Here is a 17014-nt window from a genome sequence, read left to right on the forward strand (position 1 = left end):
CTTTCCTGCATTTGATTGCTTTGTCCGTCAGCGAGGGGCATGGGGTGGATCTGGGACAAGTAGCATCTCCATATCATTGAAACGCATGATCTATCCTCGTTACCGGTTTTCCTGAAACGGCTGCTTCCTCAGATCCTTCGGCCGGAGTCCATTCTGCTTTGCTTTGCGGTGCCAGAAGAAATGGGTAGCGGACAAACGCCATAGAATACGCGGGAAGTTTGGCTGAATAAACAGCGATTCTGCACTGCTGCGGGTGAGGATGGCCGTGGAGAGCCGGGTCATCGCCTTGCCGAGATTCTTCAGTGGGCCTTTACCCAGCGGCACCTGTTTTAAGTTGTGGAACATCTCTCCTGCTCCGTGGCCAACGGCCATTCCAAAACGGAAGCCGCAGCGTATGCACCAGTTACTCACCATATCTGCTGCAAGGGTGCACTGACGCCCTTCGAAAAATCCATTATTAATTAGCGCATAAACGATGAGGTTCGGGTTCCCTGGCTCACTCTGCCGGTAATTCTCCAATTCGACCATCATCCGCAGCAGATGCGAAGGGATGGCATCAAAATAAAGCGGAAATGCCAGCACGATGACATCGGCTTCGTTAAGCTCCCGATATTGCTCAGGTTTCAACTGCTTTGCATTAACTCGGTACGAGTGGAGCTCGTTGCCTTCGGTGATGAGTGGCTTGAGCTTTTCCAGCAGAAATCCGGAGTTGCTTGGTCCACCCTTTGGGCTGCCATTAATCAATGCAATTTTCATGGTTGTACCTCCGCCAACTCGTGAAGTGTGTTGTGAAAAGAAACACTATAATGGGACGCATCCAGATTTATTGCATTGGCCCGGGTCAATGCTTGTGCCGTGTGGCGTTCCGCCTCCGTTATTCCTTCTCCATAGAAATGGACCGAGAACTTGAATCGCTGCTTGTAGCGCTGCTGGTGATGTGTCTCACCGTCTTGGATTACAAAATAGGGTAGGACATAGGGTAATGACCTGTTCAACACATTGCTGACGAACGGGCTGTATCCTCCATACACGTTGCGGCTGATCAGCACCAATTCATCGCAGGCGGCGAACCGTTCGCCCATGTGCTTATAGGAGTCTTTAAGCACGCAGGTTCCCGGAGTGCGAACCCAACAACCAAAGCAGCCTACACAATGACGAATGGTACCGGACTCTCCAATGACTTCATCCGTATCCCTGCTGAAGCCGCTTAGCCAAGCATCATAATCATGGTTCGCTAGATCATGGACAATCAGTCTCATTTGCTGTTCCTCCCGATTGAAGAATGATTTGCCATACCTTTTGCCAATTGCCTGAATATCGAATGCCGCTGCTGGATAGTAGTGATGCCACGCCGTGTACAAGCGACCAGTAAGCCATCAGCATTGTGCCGTCCAGCTCAGGTGGAAGACCCAAACTGCGGAACAGCCGGTAGCCGGTTTCCCGGAATACCGCAAACGGTGGATAAGGGGGAACATCTTCCGCTCCTTCGTCTACCTGAATGATGATGCCCGACTGAAAAAATAAGAACGGCAGGTAAGTGGGATGCTGCTCGAAAAAAGTAATATAGGCCGTTCCAAGCTTTTCCATGGCCGACATGGGGTCGTTTTGCCCTTCAATGGAGGCTTGTAGGGAAGCCGTAAACTGCTCGGTGACATGATCTGCCATGGCCGCCAACAGCTCCTGCATATCCTTGAAATGACTGTAAGGAGCAGCGTGACTGACACCGCATTTGGCTGCAACCTTACGCAAGGAGAAACCTCCCAACCCTTCCTCGCTAATCAGCTCAATGCCGGTTTCGATTAAGGTGTTACGTAAATCTCCATGATGATAGGGTTTAGGTTTCAAAAATATCGCTCCTTCTTTAACTTTACAATGTAAAGATAACTTTAAATCTTGACGCTGTCAAGATTGAAGGCTGTCATGTCCTACTTGACAACGGATACGGATATCCAGCAGAATTGAATAAAGTTGTCTAGAGGAGTAGACGTAGTTATGCAGGCCAAACACTATCAAGTCAAGCAGCGGTTAACGGAAATGATTGACAACGGGGAACTGCGAATCGGCGAACGGATGCCTTCGGAGCTGGTGATGGCCAAGGAGTTCGGCGTCAGCCGCGAAACCTTTCGTTCGGCTGTTCGTGCGCTGGAGCAGGAAGGAAGGCTTCTCATCAAGCACGGAGTGGGAACGTTCGTGATCCAGCCGCTGCCGCTCATCTCAAGTTCGCTTGAGAAGCTGTCGAGCATCGGCTCGATGATTCAGGCCGCCCGGTTGGATGAGGGCGAGGAACGCGTTCGGCTCAAGACGGAGCGATGCGCGCCGGAAGCTGCCCAAGCGCTGGGCATTCAGCCGGATGATCCGGTCATTATGCTGGAGCGGTTTCGTTCGGCCAACGGAGAGCCGGTTTCCTATTCGATCAACGTCATCCCCCGGCAGATCGCGGGGGATCGCTTCGATAACGATCAGTTCGAAGGCTCGCTGCTGGAATTTTTCGAGAAGCAGCTTGGCCGCAAGATCGTGACGGCCGATTCGGAAATCAGCGTACCGCTGCATATCGACCGCAATTGCCAGCGGCTTCTGCTGCACCCGCAAACGACCGTGCTGCTGCTGAAGCAGACTCATTATGACGAAGTCAATCAGCCAGTCCTGTACTCGCTGGATTATTTGCGCAACGATGTCTTCACGTTCCGTATAAGACGCACGATCTAGCCGATTTGACCGCGAGGAGCCCGTTCTGTTTCTACAGAGCGGGTTCTTTTGCTTTACAAAACATATAAATCGATTTGACAGTCGGCGAATACTTTTACGTTACGATATTGGCAAAGATGTCTATACCTCTTGAAAAATGGGAAGGGAGTCCTGTATGGGCTGGATAAAAAAAATAATCAAACCTTATTTGTTTATGTTGCCATGTTTGCTGTTTGTTATTTTGTTCACCTATTATCCGTTCGCCAAGACGGTCTACTTGGGATTTACTTTGGTTGATCTGAATGGAAACCCGGTTGAGTTTGTTGGGTTCGAAAACTTTATTAATCTTTTCAAAGATAAGATGTTGGTCAATACCTTGTTAAATACGTTGGAATATACGGCGATAACGATTCCCGCTACATTTTTGATCAGTTTGGCTTTGGCGCTTTTGGCGGAAAAGAAGAGAAAAGGAAATCACATCTATCAAATTATGTTCGCACTGCCCATGGCGGTATCCATGTCTTCGGCAGTCATGATATTCCAACTGCTTATGAATCCGACAATCGGTATGTTTAACTATTTGACGGGCTTAGGCATCGACTGGTTTGGCGATGAAAAATATGCGATGGTAGGCATTTCGATCCTTAGCGTGTGGATGGGACTCGGATTCAGCTTTTTGTTTTTGCTTGCGGCGCTCCGAAATGTGCCGTCAGAGTTGTTGGAAGCGGCGGATATGGAAGGCTGCAACTATTTTCAGAAGCTGGTAAGCATAAAAATGCCCTTAATCTCTCCCACGATTTTTTTCTTGATTTGTACGGATTTGATCGGTTCATTGATGGTTTTCGGTCCCGTATGGATTATTACGAAAGGGGGTCCTATGGGATCTACGGAAACGATGATGTACTGGATGTATATCGAGGCGTTTGAGAATGCGAAATACGGATACGGATCCGCCGTAGCCGTCTTAATCTTCGTCATTGTTATGCTGGTTACTTTGCTGAGCTTTGTATATGAGAAAAAAGGGGTTCATTACACATGATGAGATCCAGGTATGTACACAAGCTGTTCATGAGCATTCTTGGTCTTCTTGTAGGACTGATTGTCTCCTTTCCGGTTATTTATTGCGTGGGAGTAAGCTTTATGAGCGCGTCTGACCTAAGCTCCTATCCTCCCAAATTATTTCCAAGCACCTTATATTGGGAGAATTACAAGACGGTGTTTACGTCCACGCCTATTCTCCTATTTATGTGGAACTCCTTTTTGATCGCGTCGATCGGAACGATCGGAAGATTGATTACAAGCAGCTTAGCGGCGTACTCCTTTGCTTTCTTCGATTTTAAGGGCAAACATTTTTGGTTTCTGATTATTCTTGGAACGATGATGATTCCGGGCGATATGCTCATTATTACCAATTACATCACCGTAGCGAATATGAAATTAATCAACACCTACGCAGGCATTATGATTGTCATGGTCGCCTCGGCTACATTTATGTTTATGCTGCGGCAGCATTTCAAAACGATGCCGAGGGATTTCAGGGATGCCGCGTTTGTCGATGGCTGCGGGGATCTGCGTTTTTTTCTGAATATCCTGTTGCCGATGTCCAGATCCGTATTGTCGTCCATATTTATCGCTTCTTTTATCGGGCTGTGGAATGCTTACCTGTGGCCTTTATTGGTTACCAACACCGAGCATATGAGAACCGTGCAGGTTGGAATTACTATGCTCCAATTCGAAGAAAGCATGGTGTATGGTCCGGTAATGGCGGGGGTTACGGTCATTCTGATTCCATCGGTATTTATTTTCCTCGTATTCCAGAGGCAGTTGGTACAAGGGATTACATTTTCCGCAATTAAAGGATAGGAGGCGTTGAAGTGAGCAGAGCATTTACCGTGATGACATTCAATTTGCGTACGGCAGTAGCTACAGACCCTTATGTATGGGGAAAAAGAAAGCATTGGGTAGCCAAAATCATCGAGGACCGCAAGCCGGATTTGATCGGTACGCAGGAAGCGACGGTTCCTATGCTGGATTGGCTAAAAGACCGGTTCCACGGAACCTATGATGTATATGGGGTTAACCGAACCCGTGCGGAAGAGGCGGGGGAATTCAGCGCTATTTTTGTTAAAAGGGACAGCTTTTCCATCTTGGGAAGCGGTTCGTTTATGTTGTCGGAAACTCCGGATGTGATCGGCAGTTTTGGCTGGGATGCCCAATGCGAAAGAATTTGTTCATGGGTAGAGCTTGCTTTTCATGGCGAGACAAAGCCCGCGATAAGGTTTTTTAATACTCATTTGGATCATATAGGCAAGGTGGCTAGAACAGATGGGTTGAGACTGATTTTGAAAAACATGCGGGAACAGAATCTGGGCATCCCCTTACCGGTCATACTAACCGGCGATTTCAACGATACTCCGGAGAGCGGATTGCTCGATGTGATCCATGAATTCGAGCCTATGACAAGCTGCTTCGACCTCATGTCCGAGGAAGAGAAGAAACATAGCAGAACGTTTCACGGCTATCAGGGGGGCACAGAAGGCAGCCCTATCGATTACATTATGAGCAGTCAAGGGATTGACTTTAAATCCAGTGCGATTGTGAGAGACAAGGTTGAAGAGGGGTACCCGTCGGATCATTATCCGATCGTGGCCCATATGGAAATGCAAGCAGATTAATCTGCCCATTCAGACGCAGACCCAGCGCACTGATAGGTAGTTAATATAAAAAACACACATAACCATTAGGAGGATTTGGGAATGAGGAAAACCATTGCAGTACTAGCCGCATCGATCATACTACTTACCGGGTGCGGGACGAAAACCGACACAACCGCATCTCACATGGACGCCAGCAGCAGCGCGATGGCTAAAGCCAGCCAATCCGGAACGGTTAATTTAACATTTTGGCATGCCATGGGGGGCACGAATGAAGGTGTGGTTAAAGAAGTCGTCCAAAATTTCAACGATACGATAGGTAAGGAAAAGGGGATCGTAGTTACGCCGGTATTTCAAGGCAGTTACCAGGACTTGCTGAAAAAAGTAAAAGCGGCCGTCCAGGCGAAGGATACCAAAAACTTGCCGGATATCGTACAAGTTCCCGCATCGGACACGGCATATATCAAGGATGTGCCTAGTATTATCTGGGCGCAATCGATGATCGATAAAGACCCGTCTTTCAATATAGCGGATTTAGAGCCAAATACCGTTTCTTCCTTCAGCTTCAAAGGCAAATTGGCGGGAGTTCCGTTTGCCAACTCTACAGTTTTGTTGTACTACAATAAAAACATGTTTAAAGAAGCGGGGTTGGACCCGAATAAACCTCCTCAAACCATTGATGAAATGGGCCAATACGCCGCCAAGATGACGAAGAGAAACGGAGATCAAGTGACGCAATGGGGTCTTTCCGTAACGCCGGACCAATACCACTTGTCGAGCTGGATCGGGATGCAGGGAGGCTATATCGGCAATAACAAAAACGGTCGTGAAGACACCATGACCCAAGTAGAATTTGATTCGACAGGTACGATGAAAGAATTCCTAACCACTTGGAAAAAGGCTGTGGAATACGGCGGCATCCAAACGGGCCCCGAAGTAAAAACGAACGAGGTTTTTGCTGCAGGAAAGCTGGGTATGTTCCTTAATTCTACAGCAGGAGTAAAAGGAACGTTAACCGCGGTGGGCGATAAATTTGAAGTAGGCACCGCGTTCTTGCCTAAGGTCCATGAAAGTGACAAAGGCGGAGTAGCTGTCGGCGGTTCGGCGCTGTACCTGGTGGACAGAGGCGAACCATCGAACATCGATGCCGCATGGGAATATATGAAATACAGCACTTCTCCAAAAACCCAATTTACATGGCATACAGGCACCGGTTATTTCCCGGTCAACAAAAAAACCTATGATTTGCCTGAAATGAAGCAGCATTTGGAGGACAATCCTTTATTTAAAACCGCAATCGAGCAACTGCACGCGTCGTCTCCGGAAACTCAGGAACCCATGAACCCGGTCTCCGGTGAATTCAACCGCGCGATAAAGGATGAAACCCTGGCCTATGTTACAGGCAAAAAAGATATCGACCAAGCCATTAAAGATATGGCCGCCGCCTCCAACAAAGCTTTGGAGGACTACAATAGAGTAAATAAGAAGACTACAATAGAGTAAATAAAAAGTAGTCCTTGATAATCGTGTTGTAATGACAAATATGAGACGTGCATGGGAAGCCTTGATCGGCCCATGCACGTTCTTTTGTTGTAAATGGCTCGATCAAGGAGTGTGCTTGGAGGGGAATGCAGGTGGAGGGTATCGCCGGATCGCTTGGCTATCATCTTCGACGGCCAGAATTTGGACAAGGTATTGAGCGATTTGAACGCGCGATATAATGCCGCGCTGGAGAAGGCCAAAGCGGCGGGAGACACCACGATTGGAGCGGATCCGAGTTTAACACGGTGAATTTGCAGGGGGCGTTGGTGGAGAAGTAGGGGGAGGAAAAAAGACAAGCTCAGTTGTATATTAACTTGGGCTTGTTTATTTTTTATTTAACCAAACTATTTTTCCGTAGGTCGCTTAGAGATATTTGTCTGACCCAGAATGTAGTCGATACTTACGTTGTAAAATCCGGATAACTTAATCAACACAGAACTCGGTACGTCCAAATTCCCGTTTTCGTATCGGGAATAGGTTGCTTGAGAGATGTTTAGATACTCTGCCAATTGTTGTTGCGTCATATCCCTGTCCTCACGCAAATCGCGTATTCTCTTGTACATCGTTCATCACCCAAGCTAAGTTTAATTTATGCGAAAACTGCATATTGAGTTTTATGCATTTTTCGCATAAAATCTATTTATACTTGAATTGTTGGCCGTTTTAAAGATTCTAAACTATACCGTTTACATAATTCCTAAAGGGTGAGTCGAATGAAGAGTATTTTGGAGGAGCTTTACAGAGGCAATCTAAACCCAGAAGAGCGAATGATCCCTACCGATCCCGAATATCGCCAGCTCAATAGAAAACTATCTGATTTGATGGTGGAAGCCAAGCAAAGATTTTCGGAGGGCGATTTCAAAACCCTTGAGGAGATCTTGGATTTGAACGGGGAATCTAGTTCTATGGTAGTAAGTGAGGCTTTTGTTCAGGGGTTTAGGATGGGGGCTTTGGTGATGGTCGAGGTGTTTTGTGGGGAGGGGAAGTGAGATTGATGGAAGGCGGAGCTGGGGCTTGATAAATAAAATTGGGAAGCTGTAAGTACTTTTTGGCGTATAAATAAAATATAGATTCAATGCTTTCGCTAATTTTAGCGGAAGTTTTTTATTTTCGAGAAAATAGTTATTTGTTCGGCATATTATTCCAATTATATTGTAGAATAGGACTATAGGCCATAAATACTATTTCTAATAGGCATTTTATTTTATTCGTATTCTTGTAATTTCTGAATTCGTAGACAGAGCGTTATTTGAAATTGGTGCTAAGAGGAAAAAATTGAAACTTGGGCAGTTTAGCTAAAAGAGTAAAAATAATAAAAGTCGATAGGTATATTTTGAATATCAAACAGGGACCTCAGTCATAAAGTGGAATTATTGCTATTCCTGAGGAGTTACGTAAATGGGAGAAACGTTAGGTGGATTTAAATAACCAAATTAAGGAGGAACAAATATATATGACTAGCAAAGCAAGTATAACCTCTGTAGAATTTAAAAATTTTAAAGCTCTTAAAAATTTTTCTGTCAAGCTACAACGAATGAATATTTTGGTGGGACCAAATAATAGTGGGAAATCTACAATAATAAGTGCGTTTCGGGCATTAGGAGTAGGTATTAGACAAGCTCTTTCAAAAAAAGCATCAATTGTTAACACTCCCGAAGGTGATAAGTTCGGCTATCCAATCTCTGAAGAAGCATTGCCAATGTCTCTAGAAAATGTTCATACCGACTATGCTGAAATTGATTCTATAGTAAATTTCCGTTTATCAAATGGAAATCGTCTAATTTTATTTTTCCCCTTTTCAGGTGGGTGTTACTTGTTAACGGAAACTAAAGGTAAAATTGTCACCGGCCCAAAGCAGTTTAAGGAACAATTCCCTATTTCGTTAGAAATAGTTCCAGTGTTAGGCCCAATCGAGCAAAATGAACAAATAATTTCAGAAGAAACTGTGAGGAAAGGACTAACTACCCACAGAGCCTCTAGACATTTCCGGAATTATTGGAGGTATTATCCACAAGGCTTTGAAGAATTTTCTGAACTAGTTAGTAAAACTTGGCCGGGAATGACCATAGAGCCTCCAAAACAAACAAACGTTATGTCCTCTGAACTTATAATGTTTTGTAATGAAAATCGTATAGCACGTGAACTTTATTGGTCGGGTTTTGGATTTCAAATTTGGTGCCAGCTTTTAACACATATTTCACGTTGTAGAGAGTCTTCAATTTTGATTGTAGATGAGCCAGAAGTGTATTTACATCCAGATGTTCAGAGACAACTATTGGGAATACTTAGAGACTGTGGTCCAGATATAATAATAGCATCACATTCTACTGAAATTATGGGTGAAGCAGACGCATCCGAAATTCTTTTGATAAATAAATCGTTGCGATCGGCAGAAAGACTAAAAGATATTGAAGATATTCAGAAAGCAATGGATGCTGTTGGATCAATTCAAAATATTACCCTAACACATTTAGCAAGGACAGGAAGATTATTATTCGTAGAGGGGTTGGATGATTATAAGATATTAAGGAGGTTTGCTAAGAACTTAGGATTAGTTGAATTAGCAACAGGAAATGATATAACTGCATTTGAATGCGGTGGATTTTCATATTGGGATACTATTCGTTCATTTGCTTGGGGCTTTAAAGAAACATTGAATTCTTCACTGCATATCGGGGCAGTCTTTGATAAAGATTACAGGTGTAGTGAAGAGATAAATAGTATACTAGTTGAACTAAATAAACATCTTGAATTTTCTCATATACATGAAAGAAAGGAAATTGAAAATTATCTATTAGAACCGGATGTTCTTGATAAAGCAATAAAAAAGGCTATACGTGATAGAGAGAAAAGAACCGGAAATGAAATAGCTGAATCTGAATCTGTTTTTCGGATTCTCGATAACATTACAACCTCAATGAAGATAGACATTCAATCACAATACTTAGCTAGAAGAGCAGAATACTTAAGGAGTTCAGGGCTTGATCAAGCAACAATAAATAGAGATTCTATGGGGATATTTGAAGATAAGTGGAGGGATCTTAAAACTAGAATGGAGATAGTTCCCGGCAAGGAAGTTTTAAAACAATTAAGAGCAGAGCTTCAAAAAATTTATAATATTAGTTTGACTGATTTTAAAATCATCGATGAATTTTCAGTGAGCGAAATACCAGAGGACCTTAAGAATTTATTACTTAAACTTGACTTGTTTAGAAAGATTGGATAGCTCTAAGATAACAATTATTTTACCTTATACTGTATTCATGCTCCAAAGGTATCGCTATTTGTTGTAAGATTATAATTTTCTCGAAGAAAGTCCCCACAACAAACGTCCAACCTAAGATAGTAGATGACACATTTGCACCGCTAGCCGCAGCGCGGTCAATCCTTCGGGTTTCATGTCGGTGAGGTTACGATCGTGGGAACAGTCGTGTAAAAAGTGCTGGCGAGAATAGTTTTGAATTTCATTCTTAAGGAGTGTGACTATTTTGAACAATAACTTAGAAAAAATCAGAAAGTATAGAAAAATAAGAAATCAGTCGATTTTTTCGGGTTGTATCCTGCAAGATGATACTTGCAACGGAGTTAGCCATGCTCACTCCCTTCAAGAGAATGGTATACTAAACAGATTAGCAAGAAATAGTATGGTACTTACAATAGATTTTAGTAAGTCTATAGCGGATAAGGGAAAGGTAAGGTTACATGAAGTAGCTATATCAAAGGCATCCACTTTCACAGGGTTTTGTAATAATCATGATAGCAAAGTCTTTAAACCAATTGAAGCCAATGAATACACTAGAGGAAATTTACATCAAAACTATTTATTTGCCTATCGAGCATTTGCGTTAGGATATTATGAACGTTATAGTTCGTATCAAATGTATAGGTTTCGGTTGCAAGAAGCAATAGAACAAAAGTTGAATTCAATTAATAAATTGGAAAGTCGAGTTAAAGATTATGAAGAGCACCTCAAATTAATAGAGCGTTTAAAGAACACACTGAACTCGAACCTGCGGAATGGAAGGTTTGATAGAATTACTACAGATTTATTAATTTGGCCAAGTGAATATGGAATTGCTTCAACATCAATGTTTTTCTTAGGAAGAGATAATATTGGAAACATTATTAATTCTCCAGACTCATATATGACCCCAATTTTTTTCACTATATTTCCACAACAGGGATTTACATTTGTTTTACTAAGTTACTTAACTAAAGATAAGAATAGATATACATTTATTAATTCGCAAATAGTCAATGTTCCGATAGAACAACAAAAGATTATCGTATCAAATTTAATTGCAACTTATATTGAGAATATTCATATATCACCTGATTATTGGGATAGTCTTCCTGATTCAATAAAATCAAAATATTATGAAATATTTAATAGTAGCTTAGGCAATAGAAAACCTCCAAGGCTAGCCTATTATTCCGACTTTAACTTATTTTGGAAGGTAATTTAACGAAGTCAGCACAAATTTGCCTATCCATATTCACGCCTTGATTCTAAACGGCTTCTCGTCAGCAAGGAGCGATTGGTATAGAAGTGAATCACCGGATATGTGCTGCACCGACTAACGTATCGCGGGCGGTTCCTGACGGAGCCGGTGTGACGTCGTGACACAGGAATGTTAACAAAATTAACTAAGGCACTAATGTATATTTTGTAATAACTCATTTCAAATCTATTATTGATGTATTATGATGATCAATCTCTATTACTTCCTTTCTAATTCTTATTATCATCGGAGTCCAATTAAACATATTACGGAACAATAATAGCTGGAGATAGATGATTGATGACAACTTCCGTTATTTATGATAGAGTCCCAGCGGGCTGGCCTTTGGTTATGCAAAAATACGTTTGTGGTGGCGCGGTATCTTCAGACAGCCCTTTGAGTTATAGAGAGACGTTAGCGTTATGGAGGGCGTTATAGTTCTTTGCCCGTGTTAGGTAAAAAAGTAAAACCAGACAAGCTATCCTACAAGATTAAGTTTTGAATTAAGGCAATTAAATGTAAAGAATTCAATATATTTAAAGGTTCCGAAGGGGAAACTAGCTTTATGATTAATCTTTCACCCACAATTATTTCTTCAATAATATCTGGGGCTATAGCAATAGCTGCATTGATAGTCACTACTATGGTTACAACGAACAAAAATAAAAATGAGGAGAGAATTTATTTTGAAAGAAATCTTAGGGAAAAGCTTGAAAATATCTATCTTCCATTAAAAGTAACCTTCTATTCAAAAAGCAATAATAGTACGTTAACTAACGGAGAAGTAGCAGATATAGTTAATAAGTATGGTTATCTTTTAAATCCGGATACATTAAATGAAATTACAGATTTAATTCTTTTCGAACAAAGAAGCAATATTTTTTTTGAGAGTGAAGAGTATCAAGCGTTGAGAGAAAGTGTTAAAAATCGTTTTAATAAAGAATTTACAGAGCTTCAAGAACTATATAATAATCATTTCGAAAGCTATAAAAAGAAGTATACTGAGAAGATCTATGAAAAAATTCTAAAAGTAATAGGGAAGTCTTTTATTATAATAACCATATTTTTTTATATGTGCATAATAATGAGTTGTTTATACTATTATTTCAACAAGGATTCTGCAATCATAAAAAATCCCATTTTGAATGTATTATTTCTCTTTACAGTATTTATTTCTTTACCGACAACATTTATTGGAATAGGAATGATTCCTGCCAAGTATTTAGAACCAATACTCAAAAAGATAGGTAAATCAAAGGGCTATTTTACAATCGAAGATAAGGTACCGCAGTCTGGGCTATATATCTGTAGAGCATGTAATAAAACTAGAAGGAAAACAAAATATCTGAGGTTTGGTTACTGTGAAGAACACAGCAAATGGGAGATTATTAAGTCTATATTGTTGGTGAATTTATGGAAATTTAGTGATGAGAATATTAAGAGTAGTGAAAAAGAATTACAGTCAGATTATATGATATAAATGGAGAATAAAAATATGGTATAGCTGTGTTATGGTATGCAATAAGATGAGTATTAGAGAGGATAATTGAGTGAGTAGTAGAACATTATAATATTCAAAACAACTTCCAAACCATAAATACATTATGTACAAGGGGCTATTGAAATTCGATGGTTAGAAGGACGTGTTGTTTAATATAACCGAAAACTCGTTTTTCGATTAGAGAATAATGAAGTCGATTTTAGATACAATGACGAAGAAATAGTTGAAGTATAGACAACAAAGAGACAATACAGTAATCAACAATATACAAGGATTCCCCTTGGTCTATTTACAGATATATTATTATGAAAGAAGCTCAGACAACAATAGTTCCAGCCTAAGTGCTATTTAAGGTTGGGTTTATTCTTGCAAACAAAAACGTAATTAAAAATGTTGTATTACGTGAAGTTAAAATTTGAACGAAAAAATAGGCTATCATTTTTTTGATAGCCTATTCAAAAATTAAAAGAACATCACAATATCTTTTGAAATTTGACATATTGTTTGTTCGGTACTTAAACCAACTTTACTATACAGATCAAAACCATTTTTAACTAAATATCTAGGCATAGACTTATCATTTGATAGTATCCATAGCGAAGCTTCATATCGCGAATAATCTACTCCAGTCCCCGAATAACTCTTAATAATCGTGTTTAAATAGTAGTTCACTTCATCTGTAGAATAGCCTGATTTGTTGATTAGAAACATATCATCTACATCCATGGAAAAATTTTGAAGATGCTCGTCGCTATATAAGAAATTTTGCATAATATCCATCTCAACTTGTATTGTTGGATTACTTAATCCGATTTTAGTATATAAAAATTCTCCGATTTTTTTAGTTTGCTTGGCGTAGAATTCTCCATATTGAGAATCTTTACTGCCTGCTAACGCAAATGCGTAAGCTTTAAAAAGATAATAATTTTCTTCTGATAAGGAATATATATTGTTTTGATATAAAATCTGACTTAAATAAGATGATGGGGTCAACTTACCACTAATATCAAATGCAACCAGTTCTAATGCGAGTTCCTTTGATACTCCTAGTTTTGTGTAGAACTCAATACCGGTAGTTACGGCGCTAAGGGTCTTGCTACTGTCAGATGTAGAAGCATGAATAAAACTTGCATAATTCTTCAGACTGTTTAACTGGTCAACATTTAAACTAATATCACTGACTTCATAAGCCAAGTAATTTTCAATTTCTGCAATACTTAAATTGTCACTGTACTTGAAATTTGTGTACCTCTGAAGTGGTTTTAATGATGAGATTCCTAGATAACTAAAGTTATCCGTTAAAAAATCGTTCGGATGAGTTCTAAAATGTGGTCTTACATAAGTACCATCTGCTCGATAATACCCTTGTACAAAGATTAAATTGCTTTTCGGAACTGTTTTATAATAGGAGTTTCCCTTATAGAGATAAATCGTATAATCTGTATTGGATCTTCGGGAAGATGTATCATAAGAAGGTGTATAAGTGTAGTTACTATTGTGATCGCTTCGATAATACCCTCGTACATAAGTACCGTCTTTACGGTAATATCCGTTTACATACTTAGCTTGAACTGGGTTTGGAACGATAATTAATAAGGGTAAAACAAAAGATAAAACAAGAACTAATGATAGTAGTACTTTAATTTTCTTGTTCATGAAATTGCCTCCTAGTTTTTTGTAAACAGGATAATATTAACATGTGGGTTATTAAAAGTACATAAGACCTATAAAAACGGGATTAAAGTAGTAGATTTTTTGCAGAAACTTTTTTTGGGGAAAGAAATAGATAGGCGTTGGGATTGATTAAAAATTGAATGATGAAAGATTAACTTCATTATCGATCGCTTTTAAAAACTACTTAGTATGGATATAGTATGAAGTAATCCATACCCTTTTCTGAGAATGATCATTTGAATAGTTGCTTCTAATATGTAAATGTTAAAATGAAATACAGGAAAAATATTCAAAATCTTGGAGGAACGATTTATGAAGCCAAATCCTAATAATGCACCACCTAAAGTCTTCGTGTCTTATAGTTGGACTACCCCTGAACACGAACAATGGGTGTATAATTTAGCTGAAAGATTACGGTCAAGCGATGGAGTAGATATTAAGCTAGACAAATGGGACCTAAAAGAGGGTTACGATAAATATGCCTTTATGGAAAGCATGGTTACTTCTCCCGAAATTGATAAAGTATTAATAATATGTGATGAAGGCTACAAGGAAAAAGCTAATGCAAATACAGGTGGGGTAGGCACGGAAAAATTATTAATAACTCCTGAGATTTTGGAAAATGTAGAACAAACCAAAATCATACCAATAATTGCTGAACGAGATGAGAACGGTAAAGAGTATATGCCAAATTTTATAAAATCGAGGATTTATATAGACTTATCAGATGCCAATTCGTTCGAGAACAATTATGAGAAATTGGTGAGGAATATATATAATGCCCCTTTGTATAGAAAACCGTCTTTAGGTAAAAGACCAGTTTTTTTAGATGAAGAAAGTTTAAACTATTTTAAATCAACCAATACTGTCAGGCAAATAAGCAGAACACTTGAATCAAATCCTACTAGAGTTAAAGGTTTAATGAGAAGTTTTGCTGACATTTTTATTGAAGATATGAAGGAATTAGAGTTAATGTATGAAGATCTCAAGGGAACCGAGATCGATGAAACAATAGTAGAAAAAATTAATGCTTCCACTCCTTTGAGAGACAACTACTTAGATGCAATAAAACAACTAGCTGAAAGCGATTTGATTAACACCGAATGGATTGTAGAGTTGTTTGAGCGGTTGTATTCATTTACAGAATTAAGTAGTAGTGGTTCATATTATGAAGTTCAATTCGATCAATATAAATTTATATTACACGAATTATTTCTATATACCTGTGCCATCTTGATCAAGTATGAGCAATACCAATCGTTATCAGTATTGCTTTTAACAGACTATTTACCAATTAGTAAGTATAGAGAAAGTGAAATGAGTTTTGAGGCTTTTAGATTTCATCTTGCCTCATTGGAAAGTAGAAATAACCGTCTTGGCTTAAGAAAAATTAGTTTACATGCACAAATTTTAGTCGAAAGAGTAAATGAAAAAATTATTAGTAAACAAGAGTTGATTGACTGCGACATTCTTTTATTTTATTTGTCTGGAATTCTAATTAAGAGTGGCTATAGATGGTTTCCGATTACTTACATTTACAGAGAATACAAACAATCTCCAATAAGATTTTTAGCAAAGTTAAGATCTAAAAGAAGGGCTGAACAAGCATTTTCTTTGTTTAATGTTACTGATATTATGCAATTAAGAGACTTAGTCCAGAATTATAATCATGATGACCACTATAGATTCCATGGGTCACATTATGGAATCCAAAAACTGCAAGCACATATAAAACCTCAGGAGATAGGTATTAATCCATGAGTGCTCTACTTGATCAAATCGAACAATGCTGGTCTGAAATCTTTTGCAGAAATTACATTCGATGATAACCGGCCGCCGGTTGATGTCACCGACCAGATTTCAGCGCAACTATGCAGAAATTGAACGCGTCTATACACATATCCGCAGCGACGAGAATCGTGCGCGTATCCAACTGAATACCTCAGGGGTATCTGCTATGGCCGTCACGAAGGAAGATGTCGCCCTTTCCACCGAACGAAACTATAATTTATTTGTACCGGTTGAATACAGCACAGGCAAATATAGTTACGGAGGCAACAAATGTGGTGGTCGGACGGCGGACAGAAAGAAAACAGAGGATGCGGTCCTGTGGCTGCCGCCAATATCACGGCCTACTTAGCCAAAATTACAAATCCGAGCAAATACGGTAATCTGTTCACGAAATCAATTAATAACTACAATGATTTCCTCGGACACATGGATACCAAGTACAGCTATATCAGCCCGAGGCCGTTCGGGGAAACCTCGACATCGTCATTCTCCTCCGCTATTGAGAAATACGCATCAGACAAGAAGGTAACGGTGAGCGCCGGTATCAGTAATGCCTCGTTCACGCTGGACAATACGGCCGAATAAGTGAAAGCAGGCCTTATGATTGACTCCCCGGTCGCCACACTCAATCAATCTGTCCAAGTTTTCAAGCTATGAGTATGAAT

Annotated in this window: 17 protein-coding genes; 12 read left to right on the forward strand and 5 right to left on the reverse strand. The window is 40.0% G+C overall.

From position 1 onward, the window contains the following. Positions 1-99 precede the first annotated feature (99 nt). From V4U84_RS10800 to V4U84_RS10810, 3 genes are read right to left on the reverse strand one after another with little or no spacing between them, the layout of a single operon-like run. Complete coding sequence (locus V4U84_RS10800; protein WP_334071376.1) at positions 100-756, reverse strand: flavodoxin family protein; 657 nt, start codon at positions 754-756, stop codon at positions 100-102. Beyond that, entirely contained in the window at positions 753-1259 is a 507-nt protein-coding gene (locus tag V4U84_RS10805) for a flavodoxin family protein (protein WP_334071375.1), read from the reverse strand. Before V4U84_RS10805 ends, V4U84_RS10800 begins: the two co-directional genes overlap by 4 nt. Beyond that, positions 1240-1845 carry a TetR/AcrR family transcriptional regulator gene (locus tag V4U84_RS10810; RefSeq protein ID WP_334071374.1) on the reverse strand — a complete coding sequence of 202 codons (606 nt, stop codon included), beginning with the start codon at positions 1843-1845 and terminating at the stop codon, positions 1240-1242. Before V4U84_RS10810 ends, V4U84_RS10805 begins: the two co-directional genes overlap by 20 nt. A 147-nt stretch (positions 1846-1992) precedes the next feature. Here V4U84_RS10810 and V4U84_RS10815 point away from each other — a divergent pair, with 147 nt between their 5' ends. From V4U84_RS10815 to V4U84_RS10840, 6 genes are all read left to right on the forward strand, one after another. Then, positions 1993-2706, forward strand: coding sequence for a GntR family transcriptional regulator (locus V4U84_RS10815; RefSeq protein WP_334071373.1), 714 nt, complete (start codon positions 1993-1995; stop codon positions 2704-2706). Positions 2707-2860: 154 nt separating this feature from the next. Beyond that, the gene (locus V4U84_RS10820; protein ID WP_334077172.1) at positions 2861-3724 is read left to right on the forward strand and encodes a carbohydrate ABC transporter permease; all 864 of its coding nucleotides are present in this window, start codon (positions 2861-2863) and stop codon (positions 3722-3724) included. Positions 3725-3825: 101 nt separating this feature from the next. Then, positions 3826-4548, forward strand: coding sequence for a carbohydrate ABC transporter permease (locus tag V4U84_RS10825; protein WP_334077173.1), 723 nt, complete (start codon positions 3826-3828; stop codon positions 4546-4548). An 11-nt stretch (positions 4549-4559) separates the two neighbouring features. Continuing rightward, positions 4560-5360: an endonuclease/exonuclease/phosphatase family protein gene (locus V4U84_RS10830; protein ID WP_334077174.1), complete on the forward strand. Its 801-nt coding sequence runs from the start codon at positions 4560-4562 to the stop codon at positions 5358-5360. A gap of 81 nt (positions 5361-5441) precedes the next feature. After that, positions 5442-6842 carry an ABC transporter substrate-binding protein gene (locus V4U84_RS10835; protein WP_334071369.1) on the forward strand — a complete coding sequence of 467 codons (1401 nt, stop codon included), beginning with the start codon at positions 5442-5444 and terminating at the stop codon, positions 6840-6842. A gap of 153 nt (positions 6843-6995) precedes the next feature. After that, positions 6996-7130 (forward strand): hypothetical protein, encoded by a 135-nt coding sequence (locus V4U84_RS10840; protein ID WP_334071368.1) that lies wholly within the window; start codon positions 6996-6998, stop codon positions 7128-7130. Between the two features lie 95 nt (positions 7131-7225). On the opposite strand, the gene V4U84_RS10845 is transcribed toward V4U84_RS10840, so the two are convergent. Beyond that, positions 7226-7444 (reverse strand): helix-turn-helix domain-containing protein, encoded by a 219-nt coding sequence (locus tag V4U84_RS10845; protein ID WP_334071367.1) that lies wholly within the window; start codon positions 7442-7444, stop codon positions 7226-7228. A gap of 150 nt (positions 7445-7594) precedes the next feature. Between V4U84_RS10845 and V4U84_RS10850 the strand changes: the two genes are divergently transcribed. The 4 genes from V4U84_RS10850 (at position 7595) to V4U84_RS10865 (ending at position 12863) form a co-directional block, all read left to right on the forward strand. After that, a complete protein-coding gene (locus V4U84_RS10850; protein WP_334071366.1) occupies positions 7595-7870 on the forward strand; it encodes a DUF6809 family protein in 276 nt (91 codons plus the stop codon). A gap of 425 nt (positions 7871-8295) precedes the next feature. Continuing rightward, a complete protein-coding gene (locus V4U84_RS10855) occupies positions 8296-10107 on the forward strand; it encodes an ATP-dependent nuclease (RefSeq protein ID WP_334071364.1) in 1812 nt (603 codons plus the stop codon). Between the two features lie 262 nt (positions 10108-10369). Continuing rightward, positions 10370-11347, forward strand: a complete 978-nt coding sequence (locus V4U84_RS10860; RefSeq protein ID WP_334071362.1) for a hypothetical protein — start codon at positions 10370-10372, stop codon at positions 11345-11347. Between the two features lie 601 nt (positions 11348-11948). Then, complete coding sequence (locus tag V4U84_RS10865; protein ID WP_334071361.1) at positions 11949-12863, forward strand: hypothetical protein; 915 nt, start codon at positions 11949-11951, stop codon at positions 12861-12863. Positions 12864-13346: 483 nt separating this feature from the next. Here the strand turns inward: V4U84_RS10865 and V4U84_RS10870 are convergent, their stop codons facing one another. Then, positions 13347-14540 (reverse strand): hypothetical protein, encoded by a 1194-nt coding sequence (locus V4U84_RS10870; protein ID WP_334071360.1) that lies wholly within the window; start codon positions 14538-14540, stop codon positions 13347-13349. Between the two features lie 330 nt (positions 14541-14870). Between V4U84_RS10870 and V4U84_RS10875 the strand changes: the two genes are divergently transcribed. Next, a complete protein-coding gene (locus V4U84_RS10875) occupies positions 14871-16319 on the forward strand; it encodes an SEFIR domain-containing protein (protein ID WP_334071359.1) in 1449 nt (482 codons plus the stop codon). Positions 16320-16619: 300 nt separating this feature from the next. Beyond that, positions 16620-16934, forward strand: a complete 315-nt coding sequence (locus tag V4U84_RS10880; RefSeq protein ID WP_334071357.1) for a hypothetical protein — start codon at positions 16620-16622, stop codon at positions 16932-16934. Positions 16935-17014: the final 80 nt, after the last annotated feature.

Origin of the sequence: Paenibacillus sanfengchensis, from assembly GCF_036864765.1 — a bacterium.
Classification (GTDB): Bacteria; Bacillota; Bacilli; order Paenibacillales; family Paenibacillaceae; genus Fontibacillus; species Fontibacillus sanfengchensis.

Coding starts and splice junctions, on each gene's coding strand:
- V4U84_RS10805 (WP_334071375.1), bottom strand. CDS start 1,259: ATGAGACTGATTGTCCATGATCTAGCGAACCATGATTATGATGCTTGG.
- V4U84_RS10870 (WP_334071360.1), bottom strand. CDS start 14,540: ATGAACAAGAAAATTAAAGTACTACTATCATTAGTTCTTGTTTTATCT.
- V4U84_RS10815 (WP_334071373.1), top strand. CDS start 1,993: ATGCAGGCCAAACACTATCAAGTCAAGCAGCGGTTAACGGAAATGATT.
- V4U84_RS10820 (WP_334077172.1), top strand. CDS start 2,861: ATGGGCTGGATAAAAAAAATAATCAAACCTTATTTGTTTATGTTGCCA.
- V4U84_RS10800 (WP_334071376.1), bottom strand. CDS start 756: ATGAAAATTGCATTGATTAATGGCAGCCCAAAGGGTGGACCAAGCAAC.
- V4U84_RS10875 (WP_334071359.1), top strand. CDS start 14,871: ATGAAGCCAAATCCTAATAATGCACCACCTAAAGTCTTCGTGTCTTAT.
- V4U84_RS10845 (WP_334071367.1), bottom strand. CDS start 7,444: ATGTACAAGAGAATACGCGATTTGCGTGAGGACAGGGATATGACGCAA.
- V4U84_RS10880 (WP_334071357.1), top strand. CDS start 16,620: ATGTGGTGGTCGGACGGCGGACAGAAAGAAAACAGAGGATGCGGTCCT.
- V4U84_RS10850 (WP_334071366.1), top strand. CDS start 7,595: ATGAAGAGTATTTTGGAGGAGCTTTACAGAGGCAATCTAAACCCAGAA.
- V4U84_RS10835 (WP_334071369.1), top strand. CDS start 5,442: ATGAGGAAAACCATTGCAGTACTAGCCGCATCGATCATACTACTTACC.
- V4U84_RS10865 (WP_334071361.1), top strand. CDS start 11,949: ATGATTAATCTTTCACCCACAATTATTTCTTCAATAATATCTGGGGCT.
- V4U84_RS10825 (WP_334077173.1), top strand. CDS start 3,826: ATGAGCGCGTCTGACCTAAGCTCCTATCCTCCCAAATTATTTCCAAGC.